Genomic DNA, 19,591 nt, shown 5'->3' with positions numbered 1-19,591 from the left:
GCTAAGGAATCATCGGCTTGATATTAAAAGATAGTTATCCTGCACAACAAGATAGTTTGGATACATCTTTGTCAAACGTTAGAGCAGCCAGCTTCAGTCCTTCTGCCATTGTCAAATATGGTGCAAGGGTTTCGCGAAGATCCTCTACGGTTAAACCGAATTTGACAGCTAATGTCGCTGCATAAATCACGTCTCCTGCGTTTTCTGCAACCACATGAGCCCCTAATATTTTTAACGTTTTCGCGTCCGCGACCAGTTTAAACACACCTGTTGTTTCCCGATTAACCAGTGCTCTTGGAACGGCATCTAACGGCAAAACGGATGTTTTCACTTCATATCCTTTCTCTTTCGCCTGTTGCTCCGTTAAACCAACCGTTGCAATTGCTGGAGCTGTAAATGTAACCCCCGGAACCACTTCTAAATTCAGCTTTTTGTTCAGTCCACCGATAGCATTTCCTGCCGCAACTCCACCTTGATAAGCTGCTACATATACAAATTGAGGACCAAGCGTGACATCTCCTGCTGCATAGATGCGTGAATTCGTTGTTTTTGAATACTCATCGATTACGATTTCACCACGGGGGCCTACTTCAACGCCTGCATCCTGTAAATTCAAGGTTGCCGTGTTTGGTGTTCTTCCTGTGGCAACCAGTAATTGATCTGCCTCAATGATTCGCTTCTTGCCATTTACCTCAACATGGACCTTTTTAATGTCTCCATCTTGTTCGATTCGTTCAAAAGATGCTCCCGTCACTAAGTTGACCCCTTGTTCTGTCAAGGCTTGCGTGATTGCTTCTGAAACCTCAGGATCGTATTCCTTTAACAAACGCGGGCTTCTTTGCATCAATGTGACTTCTGAGCCTAGATTATGGAAGAGTTGTCCCAATTCCATCCCGATATAGCCAGAACCGATGACCGTAAGACGCTTAGGAACCTTCTTTAATTCAAGCAGAGTTGTGCTTGTTAAATAATCGACTTCATCCAGTCCAGGAATGTTTGGCACTGCTGGTGAAGCACCTGTCGCGATTAAGAATCGTTTGGCTGACAACTGAATGCTATTGACTTCAACGGTTTTTTCATCTACGAATTTCGCTTCGCCTTTGATTAATTCAAAGCCGTAGTCATCAATCAAATCCACATATTTTGAGTTTCGAAGATCCGTCACCAGTTCATTTTTCTGCTTGATCAATGGTGCCAAATCAACGTCACCAGCTGACGTGTGCAATCCGATGAATGGATTATTTTTTGCCAGATGATTGATTTCGCCAGCCCGAAGCAAAGTCTTTGAAGGAACACAGCCGATGTTCACGCATGTTCCACCAACCGTACCACGTTCAATGATTGCCACTTTTGCTCCGTATTTCACGGCTTCGATGGCAGATGAAAAGGCAGCCCCACCAGAACCGATGATGATGTAGTCATAATCACCTTCATCACCTAACTGCATCATTTCTTGCGATTGTACTTCTTCTGCTTCGCCTGGTTGATATTTCGCTTCAGCAATCGCTTTTTTCGCTGTTTCAACCTCTAAGCCATTTGGTAGCTCAAATACAGCTTCGCCACGGCGAAAATCTACTTCAATCCCTCTTGCACCCATGTTTTCAAGAGCAACAGCTACATGCTCTTCACAACCCGTACAAGTCATTCCTTGAACGTTCACTCGATATTTTTTCATGTTAACTCCCTCCTTTTATTCGACTCCAAGCCCGAAATCCGAAACTGCCGTCTTAATTGCCTGTAAATCCGTTTTCTTATCATTAAAGGAAACCGTTACTTCGCCCTTGCTTCCACTGACTTTAATGGCTGTTTTGCTAACGCCATCTATCTCTTCCAGGACGCTTTCTACAACAGACGGCGGACAACAATCCATCCCCAAAACCGTGAATGTCCCTGTTTTAGTTGTTTCAATGGTAGCTTTTACTTCCTTCTTAGCATCTATAGTATTTTGTGCTTCTTTTTCGTTGCTACACGCACTAACCACTAACAGAAGGGATAATAGCATCATAATCCTAATTATTTTTACGCTCATATAAAGCACCTCATTTTTTATAGTCCACCTTCAACTAGAAATAAAAAAAGAAACATGCAGAAAACGAAAAACGTCGTGATCCATAAGCCGATGATAGAACTCTTCCTTTTGCCTTTTCTCCCGTAAACCATGTAAAAGGAGTATGCAAGAAGGATGATGGTAACGATGCTGAACAATAACCGATACTTCAATGAGTAGAAGGCGATTGCTCCTGCAAATCCAGTTAATCCAAGAGGAATAAAAATCAGTGGACCCAAGCAGCATGCAGCCATACCAAAAGCTGAAAATATAGTGGCTAACTGTGACACTTTTTCCTTCATGATTTAAACCTCTTCATACTGCAACAATCATGCGTTGTTGTTTCTTTCGTTGTTTCATTTTTAATTTCTGGGTTCAGTTTTCTCCATCCTTTGAAAAGGGTGAAAACAAATAACAGACCCATCACGATGAAAATAACATCTTTAAATTCCGTGAAGTATGAGCCCAGTGCCGTTCCCGCAAACAACGGAAGCAGTAAAAACAAATGGCACGGACATGTGATTAGTGCGACAAGAAACCAACCTGAACTTTTTATTGTGTTTTTCATCCTGTTTCACCTCTTATTTCTTCATCAGTGTTTCAATAATGGGACATTCGTAAATATCTTTGTTTTCGGGACATCTTTCTTTAAGATCCATCAGCATTTGTTCAATTCTTTTGAGATCTTCAATTTTACGCTGGATGTCCTCTATCTTAAGAACGGTGAAATCATACATATCACGGCACTTTGCTTCATCGCGATCAACGACTCCTAGCAACTTATCAATTTCATTTAGCGTAAAGCCTAGTTCCTGCATCCTCTTTATGAAATTCAATCGATCGACCGTTTGTTGTGAATACATTCGGTATCCCTTTTCGGTACGATTAGGCTCTGGAATTAACCCTAAACGTTCATAATATCGAATGGTCTCTTTATTAACGCCGCACTTTTCAGCCAGTTCTCCAATACGAAATTGCATTTATCTCACCTCATATAAAGTATAAACCCTGTACCATAGTACATAGTCAATATATATATTACTCCCTTCAATTAAATGATTCCAATGCCGAAAACGACCGTTTTTGGTTAAAAACAGAGAACTTCTCTAAAACCTCAAAAACTACTTAAAATGCATAACCAAAAATATGACCAAAATCTAAATACCAATATATCTATTACAAACCCCTTTTTGGTATAGTTAGGACATTAAAAAAGGGGGAATTCTTGTTGAAATTTGGATATGCACGTGTCAGTACACAAGATCAGTCATTATCGTTACAACTCGATGCATTGACTCACTACGGAGTGGACCAGACTTTTGAAGAAAAGGAGTCAGGCAAGAGAAAAAACCGTCCGCAGCTTGACGAGCTTCTTAAAGTTTTGCGTAAAGGCGACACGGTAGTTGTCTATAAATTAGACCGTATCAGTCGTAGTACCAAACATTTAATTGAGCTTATGGAACATTTTGAATCAAAGGGTATTCATTTTGTCTCCATACAAGACAAGATTGACACGACAACTGCTATGGGACGATTCTTTTTTAGAATGTTGGCCAGCATAGCAGAATTAGAACGAGATATTATTAGTGAACGAACGAAAGATGGATTGACGGCTGCTAGAGCTAGAGGAAGAAACGGAGGCAGACCGAAGGTTGATTTAAAGAAAATAGAACTTGCTATAAAAATGTACGAAAGCAAAGATTACTCTTTATCTCAAATTAAGACGGCAACAGGGATTGGAGCGACAACCTTATATCGTTATCTAGAAAAGAAAAAGATATCTAGCAAGGAGTTGTAGCATGAGAGGGAAAGAATTACTAACAGAAGATCAAAGAACGGAATTTGTACGAATTCCAGCTGATATGAGCGAAAGTGAACTAGAAACTTATTATACTTTTTCACAATATGACCTTGAAATTATTAAACGACACAGAAGAGATCATAATCGTTTAGGCTTTGCTGTTCAATTATGTGTTCTACGCTACCCAGGATGGTCCCTTTCAGATGTTGGACCTATACCAGATTACATAATCCAATACATAGCTGGACAAATAAATGTTAATCCTAATTCATTTTCTTTATATGCCCAACGAGAGCCAACTAAACATGAGCATATGGAAGAAATCCGTCAAGTTTATGGTTATCAAAATTTTTCCCTAGGGAACTACCGCAAGGTAGCTCAGTTTCTGTTGAATCATGCCCTTCAAAATGGAAATTCAATGTATCTTCTTCGTACAGCACAAGAAGAACTACGGAATCAGAAAATTATTCTCCCTGGTATGACTACTATAGAAAGACTTGTTTGGGAAACTCGTCAACGAGCAGAGGAAAGAATTTTTAAATCATTAACTTGTACTCTATCTAAATGGCAAAAACAAAAGTTAGATAAACTTATAGATCCATTTGTAGACAATAGAAAAACCCCCTTAGCATGGCTTAGAGAACTTCCCGGACACTCTTCACCTGAAGCCTTTTTAAAAGTAATAAAGCGCTTAGAATATATTCGAGATTTAAAATTAGAAATAAATTCAGAACATATCCATCCCAATCGTTTACTTCAATTATCTCGTATTGGAGCAAGGTATGAACCACACTCATTTCGAAGGTTTAAAGAAAAAAAGAAATATGCAATTCTCGTGGCATATCTTGTGACTCATAGTCAGGATTTAATTGACCAAGCAATTGAAATTCATGATCGACAAATGATGATCTTGCAATCAAAAGGACGTAAAACACAAGAAGAAATGCAAAAAGAAAATGGAAAAGCAGTGAATGAAAAAGTCGTACATTTTGCAGATATTGGTTCAGCACTTATCCAAGCACGAAATGAAGGGCTTGATCCATTTAATGCTATTGAAAAGATTATGCCGTGGGATAAAATTGTTTCTTCCGTCGAAGAAGCTCAAAAATTAGCCCGACCGATGGATTACGATTATCTAGATTTGTTAGAAAATCGTTTTTCTTATCTAAGAAAATATACTCCTACTTTTCTTAAGTCTTTTGAATTTCGTTCTACACAAGGTACAGAGCCACTATTGCAAGCCTTAAAGACGCTAAATGAAATGAATGAATCTGGTAAAAGAAAAATTCCAAATGATGCCCCGGTAGATTTTATTCCTAAACGTTGGAAGAAGCATGTTTATGGTGATGATGGAATAATTAACCGACACTATTACGAGATGGCTGCACTAACAGAGTTGAAAAATCATATTCGTTCAGGCGACATATCCGTAGTCGGTAGTAGACTTCATAAAGATTTTGAAGAGTATCTTGTTCCTAAAGAAGATTGGACAACAACTCGTCTTACGGATACTAAACTAGCCGTTCGTTCATCGGCAGATGAATATCTTGAGGAAAGAAGAAAGTCACTAGCTCAACGCCTTACATGGGTTTCAAATAATCTTGATTCTTTAGAAGGAGTAACTATCGAAAAGGCTAAGATCCGATTGGACCGTTTGGAGAAGAATACACCCGAAGAAGCGAGAGCTTTTAGCCTGTCTTTATATAATATGTTGCCAAGAATAAAGCTCACTGATCTTTTAATGGAGGTAGCACACTGGACAGGATTTGACGAAATGTTGATACATGCCTCAACCAATCGCCCGCCAAAGGGAGAGGAAAAAGTTGTTCTCATGGCTGCTCTCATGGCGATGGGAACTAACATAGGACTTACTAAAATGGCAGAAGCGACACCAGGAGTTACTTATCATCAAATGGCTAATGCAGCACAATGGCGTTTATTTGATGATGCTATAAGTCGTGCACAAGCGACATTAGTAAATTTTCAACATAAGCTTAAACTAGCTTCCTATTGGGGAGATGGAAGTACCTCTTCTTCTGATGGAATGCGCGTACAGGTTGGTGTTTCATCGTTACATGCCGATGCCAATCCACACTATGGGTCTGGAAAAGGGGCAACCATTTATCGATTTACCAGTGATCAATTTTCAAGTTTTTATACGAAAGTCATTAATACTAATGCTCGTGATGCTGTCCACGTTATTGATGGATTACTTCATCATGAGACAGATTTAAATATTGAAGAGCATTTTACAGATACAGCTGGCTACGCCGACTCAGTATTTGGATTGAGTCATTTACTAGGATTTCGTTTTGCACCAAGGCTACGTGATTTAGCTGACTCTAAGCTATTCACGATCCAAACGCCAAGTGAATTCCATAAATTAGAAAATATACTCCGTGGTCGTATTAATACAAAAATTATTCAAGAGAATTTCGATGACGTATTACGTGTAGCTCATTCTATTCGAGAAGGAAAAGTGTCCGGTTCACTTATGATGGGGAAATTAGGGTCGTATGCGAGACAAAATAAACTTGCAACTACTTTGCGAGAAATGGGGAGAATCGAAAAGACCATTTTTATTTTGGATTACATATCTAACGAAACACTACGCCGTCGAATTCAACGGGGACTAAATAAAGGAGAAGCGATGAATGGGTTAGCGAGAGCCTTATTCTTTGGAAAACGAGGTGAGTTGCGGGAACGAGGAATACAAGACCAGCTACAACGTGCAAGTGCTTTAAACATTCTAATTAATGCCATTAGTGTATGGAATACCGTTTATCTTACAGAAGCAACAAAACTATTGAAGGAAAAAGGGAATTTGAGAGAAGACTTACTTAAACATATTTCTCCATTAGGATGGGAACACATTAATTTTCTTGGTGAATACAACTTTGATGCAAGAAAAGTAACAAGTCTACATTCCCTACGCCCTCTTCTTCAATAATATTAAAGGCCGATGATTCCTTAGCGTAGGAAAAATCGGCCTTTTTACCTCGGAATTTCTCTTAGCGTATGTTTTCCGCGTTTTGTTGGTAGGACCCCTTATTTAAATGATTATAAGAGAAATATTCTAAAACTGTAAAACATATAAGCTTGAGTATATTACTACAAATGTATTATTTTATACGATTTTCACTGATATATATAGATAAAAGAATATATACTTTTAAAGATGAGGAAATATAAGAATATTCGTGATTTTTAAACTATTTAAATAGATGTTAATATTAGGAAGAATTAACAGTTACGCTAATGCTGGTACTATAGGGTACAGGTATTGTTAATATCTCTTCTATATTTGGTTGAAAAGACATATTGTGCTTAGTTTTATAAGTATTATAATAGAATTTAAATTTGAATAAGAGGTGATTTTAGTGATAACTGTAGTCTTTTTTGTATTATCTTTAATGTTTATTTTTGGAGGTATTTACCTTGCTAAAAGGAGTAAAATTAGTAAGTATAATACAGTTACTAGCATTATATTTTTTGGTGTAGGTCTTTCACTAATAGCGTTTAATATTACTAGACTCCTTTCCAACTAAATGTAATAGAAAACATCTTTGTGTATTAAGGTGGTGTAGTACCTGTTAGGTATAGGAATTAGGAATTATCAAAATCCAAGAGAGAGGAGGCAAATGTATATTAATCTTAATTCCTAAATAAAATATAAAGGTGACTAAAAAATGTTTAAAATTTGTTTTAAAAGTACTCTTCTATCTATTGCTGCAGTTCTAGTATTTTCACTTATCGGACCTAACGCAAGTAACGCTATGAATTCAGGCTCCAATATTGCACTTAGCACACAGGATTTTAAATCCACAGTAGGCTTAGATCCAATTGAAGACAAAGAGACAATTGATATAATACAAGGTATAGAGACTAAAATAATCAAAGACAATAAAAATTTTAGAGTAGTAGAAACCATTGAAAATGGTGTAGTATCCATAGGAACATTTGATAAAAAGAGAAATATCATAACTACTGAAATTAAGGGAGATAAATCTTCAAAGGTTGAAATTGATTTAAATGAATTAGAAGCCTTAGCTTCGGAGTTAAATGATACTACTGCAGAAGGTGGGTTTGTAACTCTTGCATCAACACTTCAAGAGAATACATTCTCAAACATGGAGTACACTATTACCTATTCATCCCCTCAAAAATGGCAACTAAGAAGACCTCAACCAGGATCCCTTTACAAGACTTACTATAAGAATGTAACAAGAACTTCAAGTAACTCAAAAAACCTAGATAATTTCAAAAAAGAAGTAGATTTATTGAATGATTACGAAATCAAATTTATAGGTGCTGCTGTTGGTTCAGGAATTGCGTGGCTTGCAGCATTAGTTATTGCCTCACTAAGTGGAGGAGCAGGAGTTGCTGTTGGTTTAGCCGCAGCGGGGGTAACAGGAGCCGCATATAATTATGCCATAGCTGTTGAGAGACACGCTAAAAATGCTCTCCATTACTATTGGTCTGTATAATTATCATTAATTGTAATCTTCTATCCCATTCAATTAATAAAAATATTATACAAGATTAATATAAAACACCAAGCCAAAAGTAATTGAAGGCTTGGTGTTTTATATTTTATTAAATAAAATCTTTTAATACACTGTTTGTCCATTGATGGACTGCATTCCGCTCTTGTGCAAATACTTTTGCTAAATAGAGTTGAGTCGTTTGAATGTGCTCATGCCCAAGACTTCTACTAATATCTAGGATATTTGCGCCACTATAATGTGATGCTATTACAAAAGCATGTCTAAATGTGTGGGGTCCAATTGGATTATCCCTGTTTTTCAAGATTTCTAAAGGTATTCTAGAAACCGCATTTTTAAGATAGGTAGAAAGATAGGAGTTCGTATATGGTCTTCCCGTATTGGTAGTAAATATGTAGCTATCATCAGAATTACTTAATTTTGTTTCAAGGAATCTCACCTTTCTAAATTCGATGATACTTTGATATACTTTAGGTTTTATTACACATATTCTATTTTTATTTCCCTTACCATTTACCTCAATATAATAGTCTCCAGTAGAAAAATTACGCTTGAGATCTCTCACCTTTAATTGACAAAACTCACTATTTCTTATTCCTGTAGTAACTAGAACATGTATAATTCCAAAAAGAATAGGGTGATTTTCATTTTTAAGAAACTTCAGCAACTCTAGAACTTCATTAGGGCTAAGATCTCTATTTGGTAAATCCTCTTTCTTTACTGTCGCTGCCTTTAACCCAACAGTTATATTCTTATCAATATATCCTACATCGTATAAAAATTTTATAAACCCCTTAATTATTGTGGTCTTTTTGGCCAGGGTTGTGGCAGTAAATTTTTTCTTTCTGTATAGAAGCATAGGAGCTTCATCCACCAGCCATTTTTGATATTTTTCTAAGTGATACTCTTCTAGAGCTTTAAATAAAGAACCTTCTTTAATTTGAATATTAAGTGGAATTTTAAGATTGAAATCCACTAAGTGTTTTGAGAAGTGTATAAGCTCTCTTAAATATTCTACTTTGGTTCTTTCGCTTTTGTTTTTTGCTTCATCAATATTTTTCTGGTTGTGTACATAGTAGTAAATCATCTCTATATCATTGAAGTCTTGGAATTTTTCATAGCCAGTCTCACTGTTATGTTGTCGTTTTAACACTAGTTTTTCTAAGTATCGTTTATCTTTTAAATTTGAAACTAAAATTGGAACTGGCAGCGGATTATTTTTTTCTATGAGTAAAGAGGTGGGGATAAGACTACTCATATAAATCTCTCCTTTACAAAAATAGTGAAGAACTACTAAAACAAACATTGTTATAGAACTACTACAAACAGTCTTATCATAAAAACTAAGTAATTATTGGTAAATATAATTTAATAATAATTTATAACTTACCAAAATTCCATACATATAAAATAATACAATATTAGTTTAGTGGTTTGTATATTACATAATATATTAACTTATAACTTTATATATATAATTTACTTTTAATATTGTAATTTAATGAACATTAACTTATAATGAAATATATAGATAAAATGGTAAATTTATCTATGAGTAAAAACCTTAGAAAAAACTTTTAGAAAGGGTGTTCATTGAAGATGAGCAAAAAAGTACAGAAAACGGTACGGCTAGATTTTAAGCCAGTACAAGTTACCTTGGAGGTTAACAACGATATTCCAACCGAACAGCTGCTTCTATTAGCGGAAGAAGCAGTTATTCAACAGATTAAGCAAAAGAGAACTGGATATTCTTACAGTGTAGAAGAAGGAGCATCATTATCTCTAAATGAAGCAAGACCGGGTTTATTGGTTAGACGAAAAGATACTGGAGAACTTGCTGTTATCTACGATGTGAAACCTCGAAATAAATATCCGATAGGAATCGTTATGAAAGGCATAAGAAAATTAAAAGTAATGCCCATAGCGCTTGAAAAAGTTAATGAGGAGATATTATTGGAGGATGCAGTGTTTGGAAGGGAAAGTACTGGAATAAAGGATACCGATAATTGGTATGAGGGACATACTGGGTACTTAAAGAACCAAAAAGATTTCATTCCGGTTGTTGTAGGTAAAAGAACAAACTCAAAAATGGATGTTTACCCTTTAACCATTCATACTGACCAAAATGTTAATTACTATCCATTACGGCCAAATAATTATCCTTTATTGAAAGATCATAAGGAGGATTAAAATTTATGACAACTTATGATGAAAAGAGTATATTAGCGACCATAAAATACAAAGGGAAAGATATACCCATCTATCAGGCAATCGTAAGTAAACACTGGTCGTTACAAGGAGCCTATATTGAATGGAAGGCCATAGGTGCTTCCAAACCTGAACGCCGACAATTAATAGGAATTGGATATGCACGCCTAGAGAAACTCAGTAAAATAGTCGTTACAAAAAGAGCTGAAAAAGAGATAAAGAGTGCATTGAACCTAGCACTACACTTAAAAGATAAGTACCAACATGAAGTAGATATATCAAATTTGGAACAACCCTTCTGCTTAGATATAAATTCACATGATTTTGAATATGTGAAATTTACCAGACCAAACGGCAGAGAGGTAACTGTAGTAATATAAAATGATATATAATAGAAGAAACTCGTCTTTAAATTAAAAATAGATAAAAAATCAACGATATAAATAAAGGGATGAAGACTGGTCTAATTAAAAAGAGTGAACGACTTATATCAATATTTTTCATATATGGTGGGAGAATAGAAGGATTCTGTTCTCCTTTTCCAATGGAGCTTTTATGGCTAAAATAGTAACTAAGCGGCAGTCATTAAATGATAATGCAAGGGAGTGAAAAGCAAAATGAAGTGGATACAAACCAATAGTCTAGCTTATACGCATGAATTTGAATTAGAAGGTGATGAAACTATAACTATAAAAATTATAGGTGATATAGAAAAAGCCAAGCTTAAATTACGTTCACTATTCGGTTCTGATATTGAAATCATTACATTTGATGATTTGGATTGATGAAATTGTACGTTCAATAGTGCTAATCAGGAGGTAATGACTTGATAAATCAAGAATATGAAATAATTCAAAATAATTTATTAGAACTACTTAAAGAACAAAAGATCTCCTTAAGGACCTATAGGTATTATTCGCGTTTATTATTGTTGGAGAACAATGCTAGAATGCAAGGGAGTGATAACATTGACCTCCGGCAGATTGGATATTCTCTAGGGAATGGAATCTAAAACATCTATTAATTAATAATTCTCTATGGTATTAATAATAAAATTTATATAAAAAGGAGTGAGGATTTTTAATGGTAGACCAGATACATAAAGACAAGAATTTCCTCACAACAGCAGAGGTTGCAGAAAGACTTAATGTTACTCCTAATACTATTTACAAGTATGTTCGAGAAGGGAAACTTGTTCCACTTTATGATCATAAATGGAGAATGCGAAAATCAAAAGTTTTCTCTTTAGAACAGGTTGAGAAATTAGAAAAGGAATATAAGAAACCAGGACTTACTACTGGAGAAGTATCAGCGGAATTAGGAATACACGTAGTAACCATTAACTCTTATATTCAAGCTAACACTCTGAAAGCAGAGAAACATCTATATAAAGGTCGGGAGATTTACTTTATTGAACCAGAGGAATTAGAACGTTTTCGAAAAGAAAACTATACATCTGGTGAGCAAAAGCTCGATAAGAAAGATTTTTATTTAAAAGAAAAAGGATTTTTACTTTTCCAATTGTTTGTTAATAAGTATACGCACGAACTTGCACGACTAATGACTATTAAAAATCAATCTGGAAAATTGTTAACAGAAGGAGGAGAAGAGTATTCGTTAGAAATTGGGACTAGTAGAGGCTTTGAACCTTATCAAAGAATTGAAAATAAAGAATATAGCACTAAAAGAGGATATGTTAAGTTTAATTTTCCTAGGCCACAACAAATTAAAAATAATGTATATACAGCCATTGAACTATTATATGTTGCGGCAGGTCCACAAAACATACGGTATAACTTCCAAGCACAGTCTTTGGAAATTGAGATTAAGCCGGTATTAATAAAGACTGAAGACAAGAATATAAAAGAACTATTGCAACAACATCTTATAGAGGGCAAAATTTTGGTTCAGCCAGATGGGATATATCTTGACAGTGACCTGGAGTCATTAATAATTACTGTTCCAAGTCAATTAAAAGAGTATATTCGAGAGAGAGCAAAGAAAGAGAATAAGTCTATGGAGCAATTGGCTATAGAAGCATTTAAAAAAGCATGGGATATAAATATTAACACCTGAACAGATGACGAAATAAGAATTGATTTGTTCCAGAGTACGGAACTACAGACTAAAACAGGGAAGTAATATGATTAGTAAAACGAATGGATAGCTAGACGAAGAACAGACATTGATGAGTTTAGGATCACTTAATTATAAAGAAACTTCCAAGCTGTATGAATACACATTCAAGTTTAATTAACAGTCGGATATATTATAATCTATTCTAATGGGGGGAACCTATGCTAATGACAAAATTACAGAAGTTCAGCGTTTATATTAAACCTATCGTACTTTCTTTAGTACTTTCCATGATAATTTCAATAGTATTTTACCTTTCTTATTGCTTTTATCATTTTGGCTTAGGTAAAGTTTCAGTTCCTGAATGGTATACAGGATACGATGCTAAAGGTCTACCTATTCCATTTCCTCAAGAGTCTGTAATTGAGCATTGGAAAATTGAAGGCAAAACCTTCGCAACTCAACTTGGTGGTGTTTTATTAATTGTATTTTTTACCCTTATAACTATAAAGCCTAATTTTAGGAAGCCAGAGATGTAAACTAAGGAACAATTTAATTTAATAAGCTTATATAAAGGAGTTTTTGAAATTGAAAGGTGTTTTACTACTTATATTAGGTTTTTCTATAGTAGCAGTTTGTCTAGCTATTTGTATGTTCATGATATCACTTGCAAGGAAGTGATTGATTTGTATTTGTCGCTTACTTAGAGGTTTTAGAAAAATTCGAGTCTGACATTTACATATTTTGAAGCATTTAGAGAAGTTTATTTATAATCATTACAGTCATGAGAATGAACGAAAACATTTAGGGAGCAGCTTACTTATGAAGAAAATCGACATCCAAAGCGCTTTTCTTAATGAAATACGCCGAAAAAAGATTCCAATATCCCTTACATTAAAAAATGGAAAAATAATAAAAGGTCAGCTGACCAACTTCGATGAGTATACAATTGTATTAAACACAAAAAACTATCAACAAATGTATTATAAATCTCAGATCATGACCATCGTACCGCTTGGCCAAATGAATTTTTAAATTTTTTTTCAAAAATACGGAATGCCCCATGCTATCACTTGGATACAATGGGGCTTTTTCTTGTTGTCTCCAAGTGATAGCAAGGTATGCTCAAAAAAGTGAATATATGAATCCAAAAGTCCTATATGTATTTTGTCTAATAAAGGAACAGAATCATAGATTACTAGCTAACCTCTTTTGGCCTCTGCAATTCATCCTGTCGAATTATCTGTCCTCATTAAAGATTTCTTTAAATAATTAAAGAGGTTAAAGATATGTTTAAACACCTAGAAAAAAGACCATACTTCTTACTAATTCGACTTTAGGGAGGGTGAATTATGGCTGGAGTAAAAGCAAAGAAAAATAAAAAGAGAAAAACTCCATTTGGTAAATATCTAGAAGCACATGGGATAAAGCAAGTATGGTTAGCTGAAAGTGCCAAAGTAAGTGAAGGGTTAATCAGTCAGCTTGCTAATGATAAAGAGAGGGTTCCAACCATACAAACTGCAAAACTTATTATAAATGTCTTAAAGAAGAGTGATAGATTTATTAGTCCTAATGATTTTTGGTGAACTTACATCGAATATTATTTATGGAGCTGCATATCTTGTATTAATACAAATATAGGGAGCGTTGATTATGTTTATTAATGCAGAAGTAGAGCAGCACTTGAATATTTATGATGAAGTATTGGTGGTTAAAGGAACCTTAATCGCAGATGAGAATAGGGAGTTATATCCCTCAAGAATTACTATTAAAAAAAATAATATAGATTTCCAATTAATTGATCTTTGTATACAAGAAAAAGAAAATGGTCCCTTCCAATCTATTAAAGGCATGTATCATCCCATTATCGAAGCTACTATCATGGATGCAGCTATAGAATTATTAGGAATCAAAAATTTAAACTCACCATTAGTTTAAGAAGTGGTATAATATAGATAACTATTAAATGTATGGGAAGCCCCCAGTGTAATCGAAGTAATATTCGATGTTGCACTGGGGGTTTTTTGCGTTAAAGCGGAGAAGGAGTGAAAAGAAAAGGTGAATAATATGGAACAAGAAAAGAAAAAGAAAAAAATTGAGCGCATCTTAAACCGCCAATACACCGGGGAAGGTTATATTAACGGCTCACCAATCGTATGGAAGAAAGTTGTTCTGTATCATTTTAATCAAATTTCACGTAACCAAATGACAGTTGATGAACTCATAATGAAGATGAAAAATGTTGGTATTACCTTTAACCAAACAGAGAAACTAATAAGATACCCTGTCATTGACTGCCTTGAATATATTTCAAAGTTATCTAGAGTAGAAATTGAATTAGGAGTGGAAGAAAAATGAAAAAGTTTTATGCTATCGCTATACTAACTTGTATTTTATTAGTGGGATATGGAATTGGGATCATTACTGTAGAGGTAGAACAATACGATGAAGTACCGAAGTACCCCGTGAGAATAGAAATGGCTCCTGGTGCTGAATGGGAAGATGAAGAATGAATATATATTTATATACCAGCTTAGATGAAGCAAAAAGAATTAGACTACTAAGACTTCAAAAAGCTATGTTGTGTACGGATAACAGGGCTGACATGATTTATTATAAGCATGAGATAAATAAAATCCTTGAACATAATAAAATTGAACGTTTTACAAAACCTGCAGATCATACAGGTTTTTCTTTTTGATATTTAACCAACGAATATCTGAACGTACCACACCTGAAAAGACGGCTCTAACTATAGCAACCTAATAAAATTGTTGATATAATATACACATAACATTTTTTCTTTTTTCTTTTTTTGCAACCTTTACGGTTTGCGGTACTCTTAATAGGCTTTGTGACCTTTGGGTCGTCGTTTAAAATACATGCTTTGCATGTATTTTTTATTCGTCGTCCCGGAGGTCTTTTTTATTTTACTTAAAGGGAGTGAGTGTATGTTACAAACAGTATTAATTGCTATTTTAGCAGGCGGGGTTACGGGTTTAATTGCACATTTAATTAGACACGATAAAAGTTTGATTTTCCCAAGAAAAATTAAACGTCCCAAAAGCATTCAATTAGGATTTTTTGCAGATGTTCTAATTAGTGCATTAGCAGCAGTTTTTGCTACCCATTATTTGTTTAACCCAAGTGATATTCGCGAGTTACTTGGAATAGCTGTAATGGCTGGTATGGCAGCAGAGAATGTATTATTGTATCGTGAATTAAGTACTGAGAGAACTAAAACTGATGAGCTGAACAAATTAAATGATCGCCTAGGTCAATGATTATCAGCTCATTCCCCTTTATGGGAAGTACTACATACTAGGAGGAATAATATATGTTTGGTTTAACGAAACAGGAGAAGCAGCTTATTAATGAACTAAAAATAGAATTAATTAATTCTAATTCTCAGAGAGAAGTTAAAGCAATTGCTAATGAAATACACAGCATTTTAAATAGAGCCGAACGTAGGGTAGCCACAATTAAAACTGCACCTATAAAGTTTACCGGGAGACAGATCATAAAAAAGCAGCAAAGGGCTTAACTTAGCCTTTTGTTGCTTTTTTTTATAGTAAAAATATGTAATAATATATTTACCTATTGAATACTCATTTATAGGAATAATACTATTTCTACGAGGTGAGATTATGAGTAAATTATGGTCTTATATGACAGAAGAAGACAAGAAAAAGTATCATGAATTAAAAAATGAACTAGTTAATGCGGCTACTAAAAATGAAGTGCGTTATTATGCTAGTCAGATTCATGAACTTTTAGATAAGGCAGAATTAAAAATGCCTAAAATTGAGGATCAATGAGCAGAAAACATTTCTTAAAAGTAGTGCTGCTTCTTTTTTACATACCTCAAACTATTGATATTACATGTCTTAATTGCTATTATTAAATTAATAAATTTTTACCTTTTTCTACTAAAAGCAGCTTTTAAGCTAGCAGTTATCCCATATCATAAACAAGGTCTTTGGATCTGATTAAGCAGATTATTTCTGCCCCATCAGTCCAAAGGCCTTTTTGTGTTTGTAAATGGCGTCATCTACTGTTTTTTCTGCTTTAAGAACAAATAGGTAAGATTATAATAAATCCCTATGTTAACCGTATTCATCAGAAGATGGAGCGGTTTTAATTATGGGAAGAAGGAGAAACTAATGGAATTTTTTAAGGGGAGAGAAATAAAAATAGGAGACGTTGTCCACGTTTACCGCAATCTTAATACTGGGAACTTTTCTATCCGTTGCGCCAAAACTCAAAGAGTGCTTGCTCATGCTACTACCGTACAGTTACAAGATTGTACATGCAAAGTAAGTAAGTCAGGGAGAGAGAAAACGCTTCTAGAACGGAGAAAACGTGTGCATGCGTGGATTAAAGGTACATTTATCAGTGCAAACAAGGAAAAAACAGAAGAGTTTAATCGAGTAATATACTACAATCCGTACAAAACAGAGCATTTTATGGATATTGCGGGTAATAAACCTGTTTATCATTTAGATGTTGCTCATTTTGAGGGTTCAGTAGTTTATTCAAAGGAGAATTATTAATCATTTAACCAATGTTGGATTTGTCAGAGATAGGACAAAGAATACTTCAATCGAGAGGGTTAATTTTAGATTACTAAACTATTGCAAGGGAGGATAGCTCATTGGTATAGAGATAATCATTCTTGATACCATTTGGGCGATAAAATGAAGAACAATAAAGAACTAATGGAATTTGCTGAAACGTTGGCTATTCCTCTTCCAGGAGAAATGGATATTAACTCATACGAATTTTTGGACATTAACTTCAGTGGGGGTAAGGATTCTATAGCAATGGCATTAATTTTACTTCATGGCTACAAATTACCTAGAGAAAAAATGAGACTAATTCACATGCGCATTGATGGATCGAATCAAGAGGCATACTTTGATTACCCTGAAACGGATGAATATTTGAAGTATTGTAGTGAAAAGTTGGGAATAAAACTGATCACGATTGCTAGTGAGAAAGGACTTAAAGAAAGGATAGAGGAAAGAGGTAAATGGCCAGCTCCTGCCCAGCAATTCTGCACTTCCTATCAAAAAAGGGACTGCTATGCAAAATGGGTGAGGTCTAGAGGACCCGGAAAATACCTATGTTTAAGTGGAGAGAGAAGTCAGGAAAGTTCTCGAAGAGCATCCAATCTTTCAGTCTCTAATTTCCGTGTCTATAAGGCTGCTAATGCACCTACAAAAAAGCGTTTTGTAGATTGGTATAGGCCGATACATCATTTACACGTTGATGAGGTTTGGAAACTATTAAAGCTTGCTGATATAGAACCGCATCCTTGTTACACAAAGTATAACGTAAGCCGCTGTTCTTGTAAATTCTGTATCTTTCTATCACCTACAGAAATGAATAATATTGCAAAGGCATTTCCAGAAGATTTTCAAGAGCTAGTGGAAATGGAAAAGCGGTTAGGTCATACCATGAAATATATTAAGGGACAATCCGTATCTTTAGTAGATTTTATCCAGCGTGACAAAAGCGAGGATCAATTATCACTTGATATGTTTTTGCCATGCAAATGGTAAGGGGGAGAGGTTGAAATGAGCATTGAAACAAGAGAACGAGCAGGCTTTACAAAATTGGGGTTCACAAAAGCATCCTTTTCATGCTGTGGGCATTTTTCCTTTTGTAACATGGGGAAAGGAGATTGTTTTTGGGGGACATTAGATCCAGAAGCCAAAGAGTATTGTAATTGCTATCAGCGTAACCGAAGAATTAAATCTGCAAATTATAACGCTACTGCAGAGGATAGCTTAATCGTGGACAGTCTTCCATTTAACTCACATGACATTGTAGAAGAAGAGGAGAATGAAGTGGCTGATATGGAGCAACTAAGTTTATTTTGAGGGAGATTCAAGATTTCTAATACAAATCTTTTAAGTAGTAATAGTCAATGCTAGACACATTTGATATAATATAGTTATTCAATTGTTTCTTTTACATTTTCTTTTGCGACTTATTTAGTCAGCTGATACTTAAAATATTTTAGAGCCTATGGGTTCAAGTGCGGTTATCCGTTCTTGCTACTCATGGGCTCTTTTTGCGTTTAAACGAGCTCCGAACAAACATTTTGCGCTTTTAAAGACGACTCAGGCTAATACCCTCAACCGTCTTTTTAATATAGATAAAACCTTTTAGGAGAGTGATTTTTAATGAAACTTACAGCGGAAAATCAGGCAGAGGAGATAGTCGAATTGTTGACTACTTCCACACAAATTCCTAATCAGTATTTTGAGTATGGTAGTCTTTTCATTTTGAACGTTTCTAGTTCTGAAGATGCTATACAGGAGTATGCTTTATACAAAAAAGATGAAGAAACTGCTTGCTACTACAAATTTGAAAGTATCACAGTAACTTGGTATGAAAAAGAGAAATTATTGAGCTATCTAATAGAGTCAGATCTCCAAGATATTAACTCAATGACTGCTGCAGCTAGTGATACATGTTTAAAAGCATCGAACCGACCATACCTAGATGATATTATGTCATTTGAGAAAATGGGACGATTTAAAAAAGCTTTTGAACGATTCAAAGAAGTTTATTAAATACTAGGAGGAGAAGTTATTATGAAGAAATTGTACGAGTTGGATTGTAGACATGGAGATTTTTTTCTTGTTGGCTCTTTAGAAAAAATACGCGAAGCGCTCCAGGAAGTGTTTGATGATAAAACGGGAATTTTCGTAATGCTTCAAGAAGATGATGAAGATGGGGAAGTTGCTTTTTCATTTCATTCTGAGAACTATGCGGATCTTTCTGAGAATGCACTTGAAGAATTTGAAAAAAGAGGGTGGTTAACGGATGACTGGACGGATATTATTCTGTCAGAAACTCAGTCCACCATTATTTTGTATTCAAAACTACCTTTAACATCATAAGTTTATAGTTTGTATATGAACAGCGGCACAGAACAGATGG

General features: G+C 34.9%; 27 protein-coding genes. 21 read left to right on the top strand and 6 right to left on the bottom strand.

Annotated elements, in window-relative coordinates:
- Window positions 1-34: 34 nt before the first annotated feature.
- The 5 genes from merA to merR1 are packed head-to-tail and all read right to left on the bottom strand — an operon-like array spanning window position 35 to window position 3,027.
- The gene (merA, locus tag HC179_RS15365; RefSeq protein ID WP_031536989.1) at window positions 35-1,675 is read right to left on the bottom strand and encodes a mercury(II) reductase; all 1,641 of its coding nucleotides are present in this window, start codon (window positions 1,673-1,675) and stop codon (window positions 35-37) included.
- 15 nt (window positions 1,676-1,690) lie between these two features.
- Entirely contained in the window at window positions 1,691-2,029 is a 339-nt protein-coding gene (gene merP / locus HC179_RS15360) for a mercury resistance system substrate-binding protein MerP (RefSeq protein ID WP_031536988.1), read from the bottom strand.
- Between the two features lie 17 nt (window positions 2,030-2,046).
- Window positions 2,047-2,349 carry a mercuric transport protein MerT gene (gene merT / locus HC179_RS15355; protein ID WP_031536987.1) on the bottom strand — a complete coding sequence of 101 codons (303 nt, stop codon included), beginning with the start codon at window positions 2,347-2,349 and terminating at the stop codon, window positions 2,047-2,049.
- A complete protein-coding gene (locus tag HC179_RS15350; RefSeq protein WP_035416349.1) occupies window positions 2,346-2,615 on the bottom strand; it encodes a hypothetical protein in 270 nt (89 codons plus the stop codon). The genes merT and HC179_RS15350 overlap by 4 nt, the downstream gene beginning before the upstream one ends.
- A gap of 13 nt (window positions 2,616-2,628) precedes the next feature.
- Window positions 2,629-3,027 (bottom strand): mercury resistance transcriptional regulator MerR1, encoded by a 399-nt coding sequence (gene merR1 / locus HC179_RS15345; protein WP_031536985.1) that lies wholly within the window; start codon window positions 3,025-3,027, stop codon window positions 2,629-2,631.
- Between the two features lie 248 nt (window positions 3,028-3,275).
- Between merR1 and HC179_RS15340 the strand changes: the two genes are divergently transcribed.
- The 3 genes from HC179_RS15340 (at window position 3,276) to HC179_RS15330 (ending at window position 8,335) form a co-directional block, all read left to right on the top strand.
- Window positions 3,276-3,845 (top strand): recombinase family protein, encoded by a 570-nt coding sequence (locus HC179_RS15340; RefSeq protein ID WP_031536984.1) that lies wholly within the window; start codon window positions 3,276-3,278, stop codon window positions 3,843-3,845.
- 1 nt (window position 3,846) lies between these two features.
- On the top strand, window positions 3,847-6,798 hold the full coding sequence (locus HC179_RS15335; protein WP_031536983.1) for a Tn3 family transposase: 2,952 nt from the start codon (window positions 3,847-3,849) through the stop codon (window positions 6,796-6,798).
- A 739-nt stretch (window positions 6,799-7,537) separates the two neighbouring features.
- A complete protein-coding gene (locus tag HC179_RS15330) occupies window positions 7,538-8,335 on the top strand; it encodes a geobacillin-26 family protein (protein WP_168865100.1) in 798 nt (265 codons plus the stop codon).
- Between the two features lie 109 nt (window positions 8,336-8,444).
- Here HC179_RS15330 and HC179_RS15325 read toward each other — a convergent pair whose 3' ends face one another.
- Window positions 8,445-9,611 carry a tyrosine-type recombinase/integrase gene (locus HC179_RS15325; RefSeq protein ID WP_168865099.1) on the bottom strand — a complete coding sequence of 389 codons (1,167 nt, stop codon included), beginning with the start codon at window positions 9,609-9,611 and terminating at the stop codon, window positions 8,445-8,447.
- 341 nt (window positions 9,612-9,952) lie between these two features.
- Here HC179_RS15325 and HC179_RS15320 point away from each other — a divergent pair, with 341 nt between their 5' ends.
- From HC179_RS15320 to HC179_RS15235, 18 genes are all read left to right on the top strand, one after another.
- On the top strand, window positions 9,953-10,543 hold the full coding sequence (locus HC179_RS15320; RefSeq protein WP_168865098.1) for a hypothetical protein: 591 nt from the start codon (window positions 9,953-9,955) through the stop codon (window positions 10,541-10,543).
- 5 nt (window positions 10,544-10,548) lie between these two features.
- Window positions 10,549-10,941 carry a hypothetical protein gene (locus HC179_RS15315; RefSeq protein WP_168865097.1) on the top strand — a complete coding sequence of 131 codons (393 nt, stop codon included), beginning with the start codon at window positions 10,549-10,551 and terminating at the stop codon, window positions 10,939-10,941.
- Between the two features lie 237 nt (window positions 10,942-11,178).
- A complete protein-coding gene (locus HC179_RS15310; protein ID WP_168865096.1) occupies window positions 11,179-11,346 on the top strand; it encodes a hypothetical protein in 168 nt (55 codons plus the stop codon).
- A gap of 298 nt (window positions 11,347-11,644) precedes the next feature.
- Complete coding sequence (locus HC179_RS15305) at window positions 11,645-12,637, top strand: helix-turn-helix domain-containing protein (RefSeq protein ID WP_168865095.1); 993 nt, start codon at window positions 11,645-11,647, stop codon at window positions 12,635-12,637.
- 227 nt (window positions 12,638-12,864) lie between these two features.
- Window positions 12,865-13,176 carry a hypothetical protein gene (locus tag HC179_RS15300; protein WP_168865094.1) on the top strand — a complete coding sequence of 104 codons (312 nt, stop codon included), beginning with the start codon at window positions 12,865-12,867 and terminating at the stop codon, window positions 13,174-13,176.
- 283 nt (window positions 13,177-13,459) lie between these two features.
- Window positions 13,460-13,672 (top strand): RNA chaperone Hfq, encoded by a 213-nt coding sequence (locus HC179_RS15295; protein ID WP_168865093.1) that lies wholly within the window; start codon window positions 13,460-13,462, stop codon window positions 13,670-13,672.
- Between the two features lie 317 nt (window positions 13,673-13,989).
- Complete coding sequence (locus HC179_RS15290; protein ID WP_168865092.1) at window positions 13,990-14,223, top strand: helix-turn-helix domain-containing protein; 234 nt, start codon at window positions 13,990-13,992, stop codon at window positions 14,221-14,223.
- A gap of 67 nt (window positions 14,224-14,290) precedes the next feature.
- Window positions 14,291-14,575, top strand: coding sequence for a hypothetical protein (locus tag HC179_RS15285; protein WP_168865091.1), 285 nt, complete (start codon window positions 14,291-14,293; stop codon window positions 14,573-14,575).
- A 120-nt stretch (window positions 14,576-14,695) separates the two neighbouring features.
- Entirely contained in the window at window positions 14,696-14,995 is a 300-nt protein-coding gene (locus tag HC179_RS15280) for a hypothetical protein (RefSeq protein WP_168865090.1), read from the top strand.
- Window positions 14,992-15,150, top strand: coding sequence for a hypothetical protein (locus tag HC179_RS15275; RefSeq protein WP_168865089.1), 159 nt, complete (start codon window positions 14,992-14,994; stop codon window positions 15,148-15,150). The genes HC179_RS15280 and HC179_RS15275 overlap by 4 nt, the downstream gene beginning before the upstream one ends.
- A 438-nt stretch (window positions 15,151-15,588) precedes the next feature.
- Window positions 15,589-15,921: a DUF4257 domain-containing protein gene (locus tag HC179_RS15270; RefSeq protein WP_168865088.1), complete on the top strand. Its 333-nt coding sequence runs from the start codon at window positions 15,589-15,591 to the stop codon at window positions 15,919-15,921.
- Between the two features lie 53 nt (window positions 15,922-15,974).
- Entirely contained in the window at window positions 15,975-16,181 is a 207-nt protein-coding gene (locus tag HC179_RS15265; protein ID WP_168865087.1) for a hypothetical protein, read from the top strand.
- Window positions 16,182-16,284: 103 nt separating this feature from the next.
- The gene (locus HC179_RS15260) at window positions 16,285-16,455 is read left to right on the top strand and encodes a hypothetical protein (protein WP_168865086.1); all 171 of its coding nucleotides are present in this window, start codon (window positions 16,285-16,287) and stop codon (window positions 16,453-16,455) included.
- A 345-nt stretch (window positions 16,456-16,800) separates the two neighbouring features.
- Window positions 16,801-17,190: a hypothetical protein gene (locus tag HC179_RS15255; RefSeq protein ID WP_168865085.1), complete on the top strand. Its 390-nt coding sequence runs from the start codon at window positions 16,801-16,803 to the stop codon at window positions 17,188-17,190.
- 144 nt (window positions 17,191-17,334) lie between these two features.
- Window positions 17,335-18,201, top strand: a complete 867-nt coding sequence (locus tag HC179_RS15250) for a phosphoadenosine phosphosulfate reductase domain-containing protein (RefSeq protein WP_168865084.1) — start codon at window positions 17,335-17,337, stop codon at window positions 18,199-18,201.
- Window positions 18,202-18,216: 15 nt separating this feature from the next.
- Window positions 18,217-18,522: a hypothetical protein gene (locus HC179_RS15245; protein WP_168865083.1), complete on the top strand. Its 306-nt coding sequence runs from the start codon at window positions 18,217-18,219 to the stop codon at window positions 18,520-18,522.
- A 306-nt stretch (window positions 18,523-18,828) separates the two neighbouring features.
- A complete protein-coding gene (locus tag HC179_RS15240; protein ID WP_168865082.1) occupies window positions 18,829-19,221 on the top strand; it encodes a hypothetical protein in 393 nt (130 codons plus the stop codon).
- 21 nt (window positions 19,222-19,242) lie between these two features.
- Window positions 19,243-19,551: a hypothetical protein gene (locus HC179_RS15235; protein ID WP_168865081.1), complete on the top strand. Its 309-nt coding sequence runs from the start codon at window positions 19,243-19,245 to the stop codon at window positions 19,549-19,551.
- Window positions 19,552-19,591 lie beyond the last annotated feature (40 nt).

This window comes from Bacillus sp. RO1 (assembly GCF_012524115.1).
Classification (GTDB): Bacteria; Bacillota; Bacilli; order Bacillales; family Bacillaceae_I; genus Sutcliffiella_A.
Note: the sequence above shows the minus strand (reverse complement) of the source record. Positions and strands in the feature narration are given on the sequence as shown.

Bases quoted from the DNA above. Each gene is read 5' to 3' on its own strand.
- merA (WP_031536989.1), bottom strand. From the start codon at position 1,675: ATGAAAAAATATCGAGTGAACGTTCAAGGAATGACTTGTACGGGTTGT.
- merP (WP_031536988.1), bottom strand. From the start codon at position 2,029: ATGAGCGTAAAAATAATTAGGATTATGATGCTATTATCCCTTCTGTTA.
- merT (WP_031536987.1), bottom strand. From the start codon at position 2,349: ATGAAGGAAAAAGTGTCACAGTTAGCCACTATATTTTCAGCTTTTGGT.
- HC179_RS15350 (WP_035416349.1), bottom strand. From the start codon at position 2,615: ATGAAAAACACAATAAAAAGTTCAGGTTGGTTTCTTGTCGCACTAATC.
- merR1 (WP_031536985.1), bottom strand. From the start codon at position 3,027: ATGCAATTTCGTATTGGAGAACTGGCTGAAAAGTGCGGCGTTAATAAA.
- HC179_RS15335 (WP_031536983.1), top strand. From the start codon at position 3,847: ATGAGAGGGAAAGAATTACTAACAGAAGATCAAAGAACGGAATTTGTA.
- HC179_RS15330 (WP_168865100.1), top strand. From the start codon at position 7,538: ATGTTTAAAATTTGTTTTAAAAGTACTCTTCTATCTATTGCTGCAGTT.
- HC179_RS15325 (WP_168865099.1), bottom strand. From the start codon at position 9,611: ATGAGTAGTCTTATCCCCACCTCTTTACTCATAGAAAAAAATAATCCG.
- HC179_RS15320 (WP_168865098.1), top strand. From the start codon at position 9,953: ATGAGCAAAAAAGTACAGAAAACGGTACGGCTAGATTTTAAGCCAGTA.
- HC179_RS15315 (WP_168865097.1), top strand. From the start codon at position 10,549: ATGACAACTTATGATGAAAAGAGTATATTAGCGACCATAAAATACAAA.
- HC179_RS15310 (WP_168865096.1), top strand. From the start codon at position 11,179: ATGAAGTGGATACAAACCAATAGTCTAGCTTATACGCATGAATTTGAA.
- HC179_RS15305 (WP_168865095.1), top strand. From the start codon at position 11,645: ATGGTAGACCAGATACATAAAGACAAGAATTTCCTCACAACAGCAGAG.
- HC179_RS15300 (WP_168865094.1), top strand. From the start codon at position 12,865: ATGACAAAATTACAGAAGTTCAGCGTTTATATTAAACCTATCGTACTT.
- HC179_RS15295 (WP_168865093.1), top strand. From the start codon at position 13,460: ATGAAGAAAATCGACATCCAAAGCGCTTTTCTTAATGAAATACGCCGA.
- HC179_RS15290 (WP_168865092.1), top strand. From the start codon at position 13,990: ATGGCTGGAGTAAAAGCAAAGAAAAATAAAAAGAGAAAAACTCCATTT.
- HC179_RS15285 (WP_168865091.1), top strand. From the start codon at position 14,291: ATGTTTATTAATGCAGAAGTAGAGCAGCACTTGAATATTTATGATGAA.
- HC179_RS15275 (WP_168865089.1), top strand. From the start codon at position 14,992: ATGAAAAAGTTTTATGCTATCGCTATACTAACTTGTATTTTATTAGTG.
- HC179_RS15270 (WP_168865088.1), top strand. From the start codon at position 15,589: ATGTTACAAACAGTATTAATTGCTATTTTAGCAGGCGGGGTTACGGGT.
- HC179_RS15265 (WP_168865087.1), top strand. From the start codon at position 15,975: ATGTTTGGTTTAACGAAACAGGAGAAGCAGCTTATTAATGAACTAAAA.
- HC179_RS15260 (WP_168865086.1), top strand. From the start codon at position 16,285: ATGAGTAAATTATGGTCTTATATGACAGAAGAAGACAAGAAAAAGTAT.
- HC179_RS15255 (WP_168865085.1), top strand. From the start codon at position 16,801: ATGGAATTTTTTAAGGGGAGAGAAATAAAAATAGGAGACGTTGTCCAC.
- HC179_RS15250 (WP_168865084.1), top strand. From the start codon at position 17,335: ATGAAGAACAATAAAGAACTAATGGAATTTGCTGAAACGTTGGCTATT.
- HC179_RS15245 (WP_168865083.1), top strand. From the start codon at position 18,217: ATGAGCATTGAAACAAGAGAACGAGCAGGCTTTACAAAATTGGGGTTC.
- HC179_RS15240 (WP_168865082.1), top strand. From the start codon at position 18,829: ATGAAACTTACAGCGGAAAATCAGGCAGAGGAGATAGTCGAATTGTTG.
- HC179_RS15235 (WP_168865081.1), top strand. From the start codon at position 19,243: ATGAAGAAATTGTACGAGTTGGATTGTAGACATGGAGATTTTTTTCTT.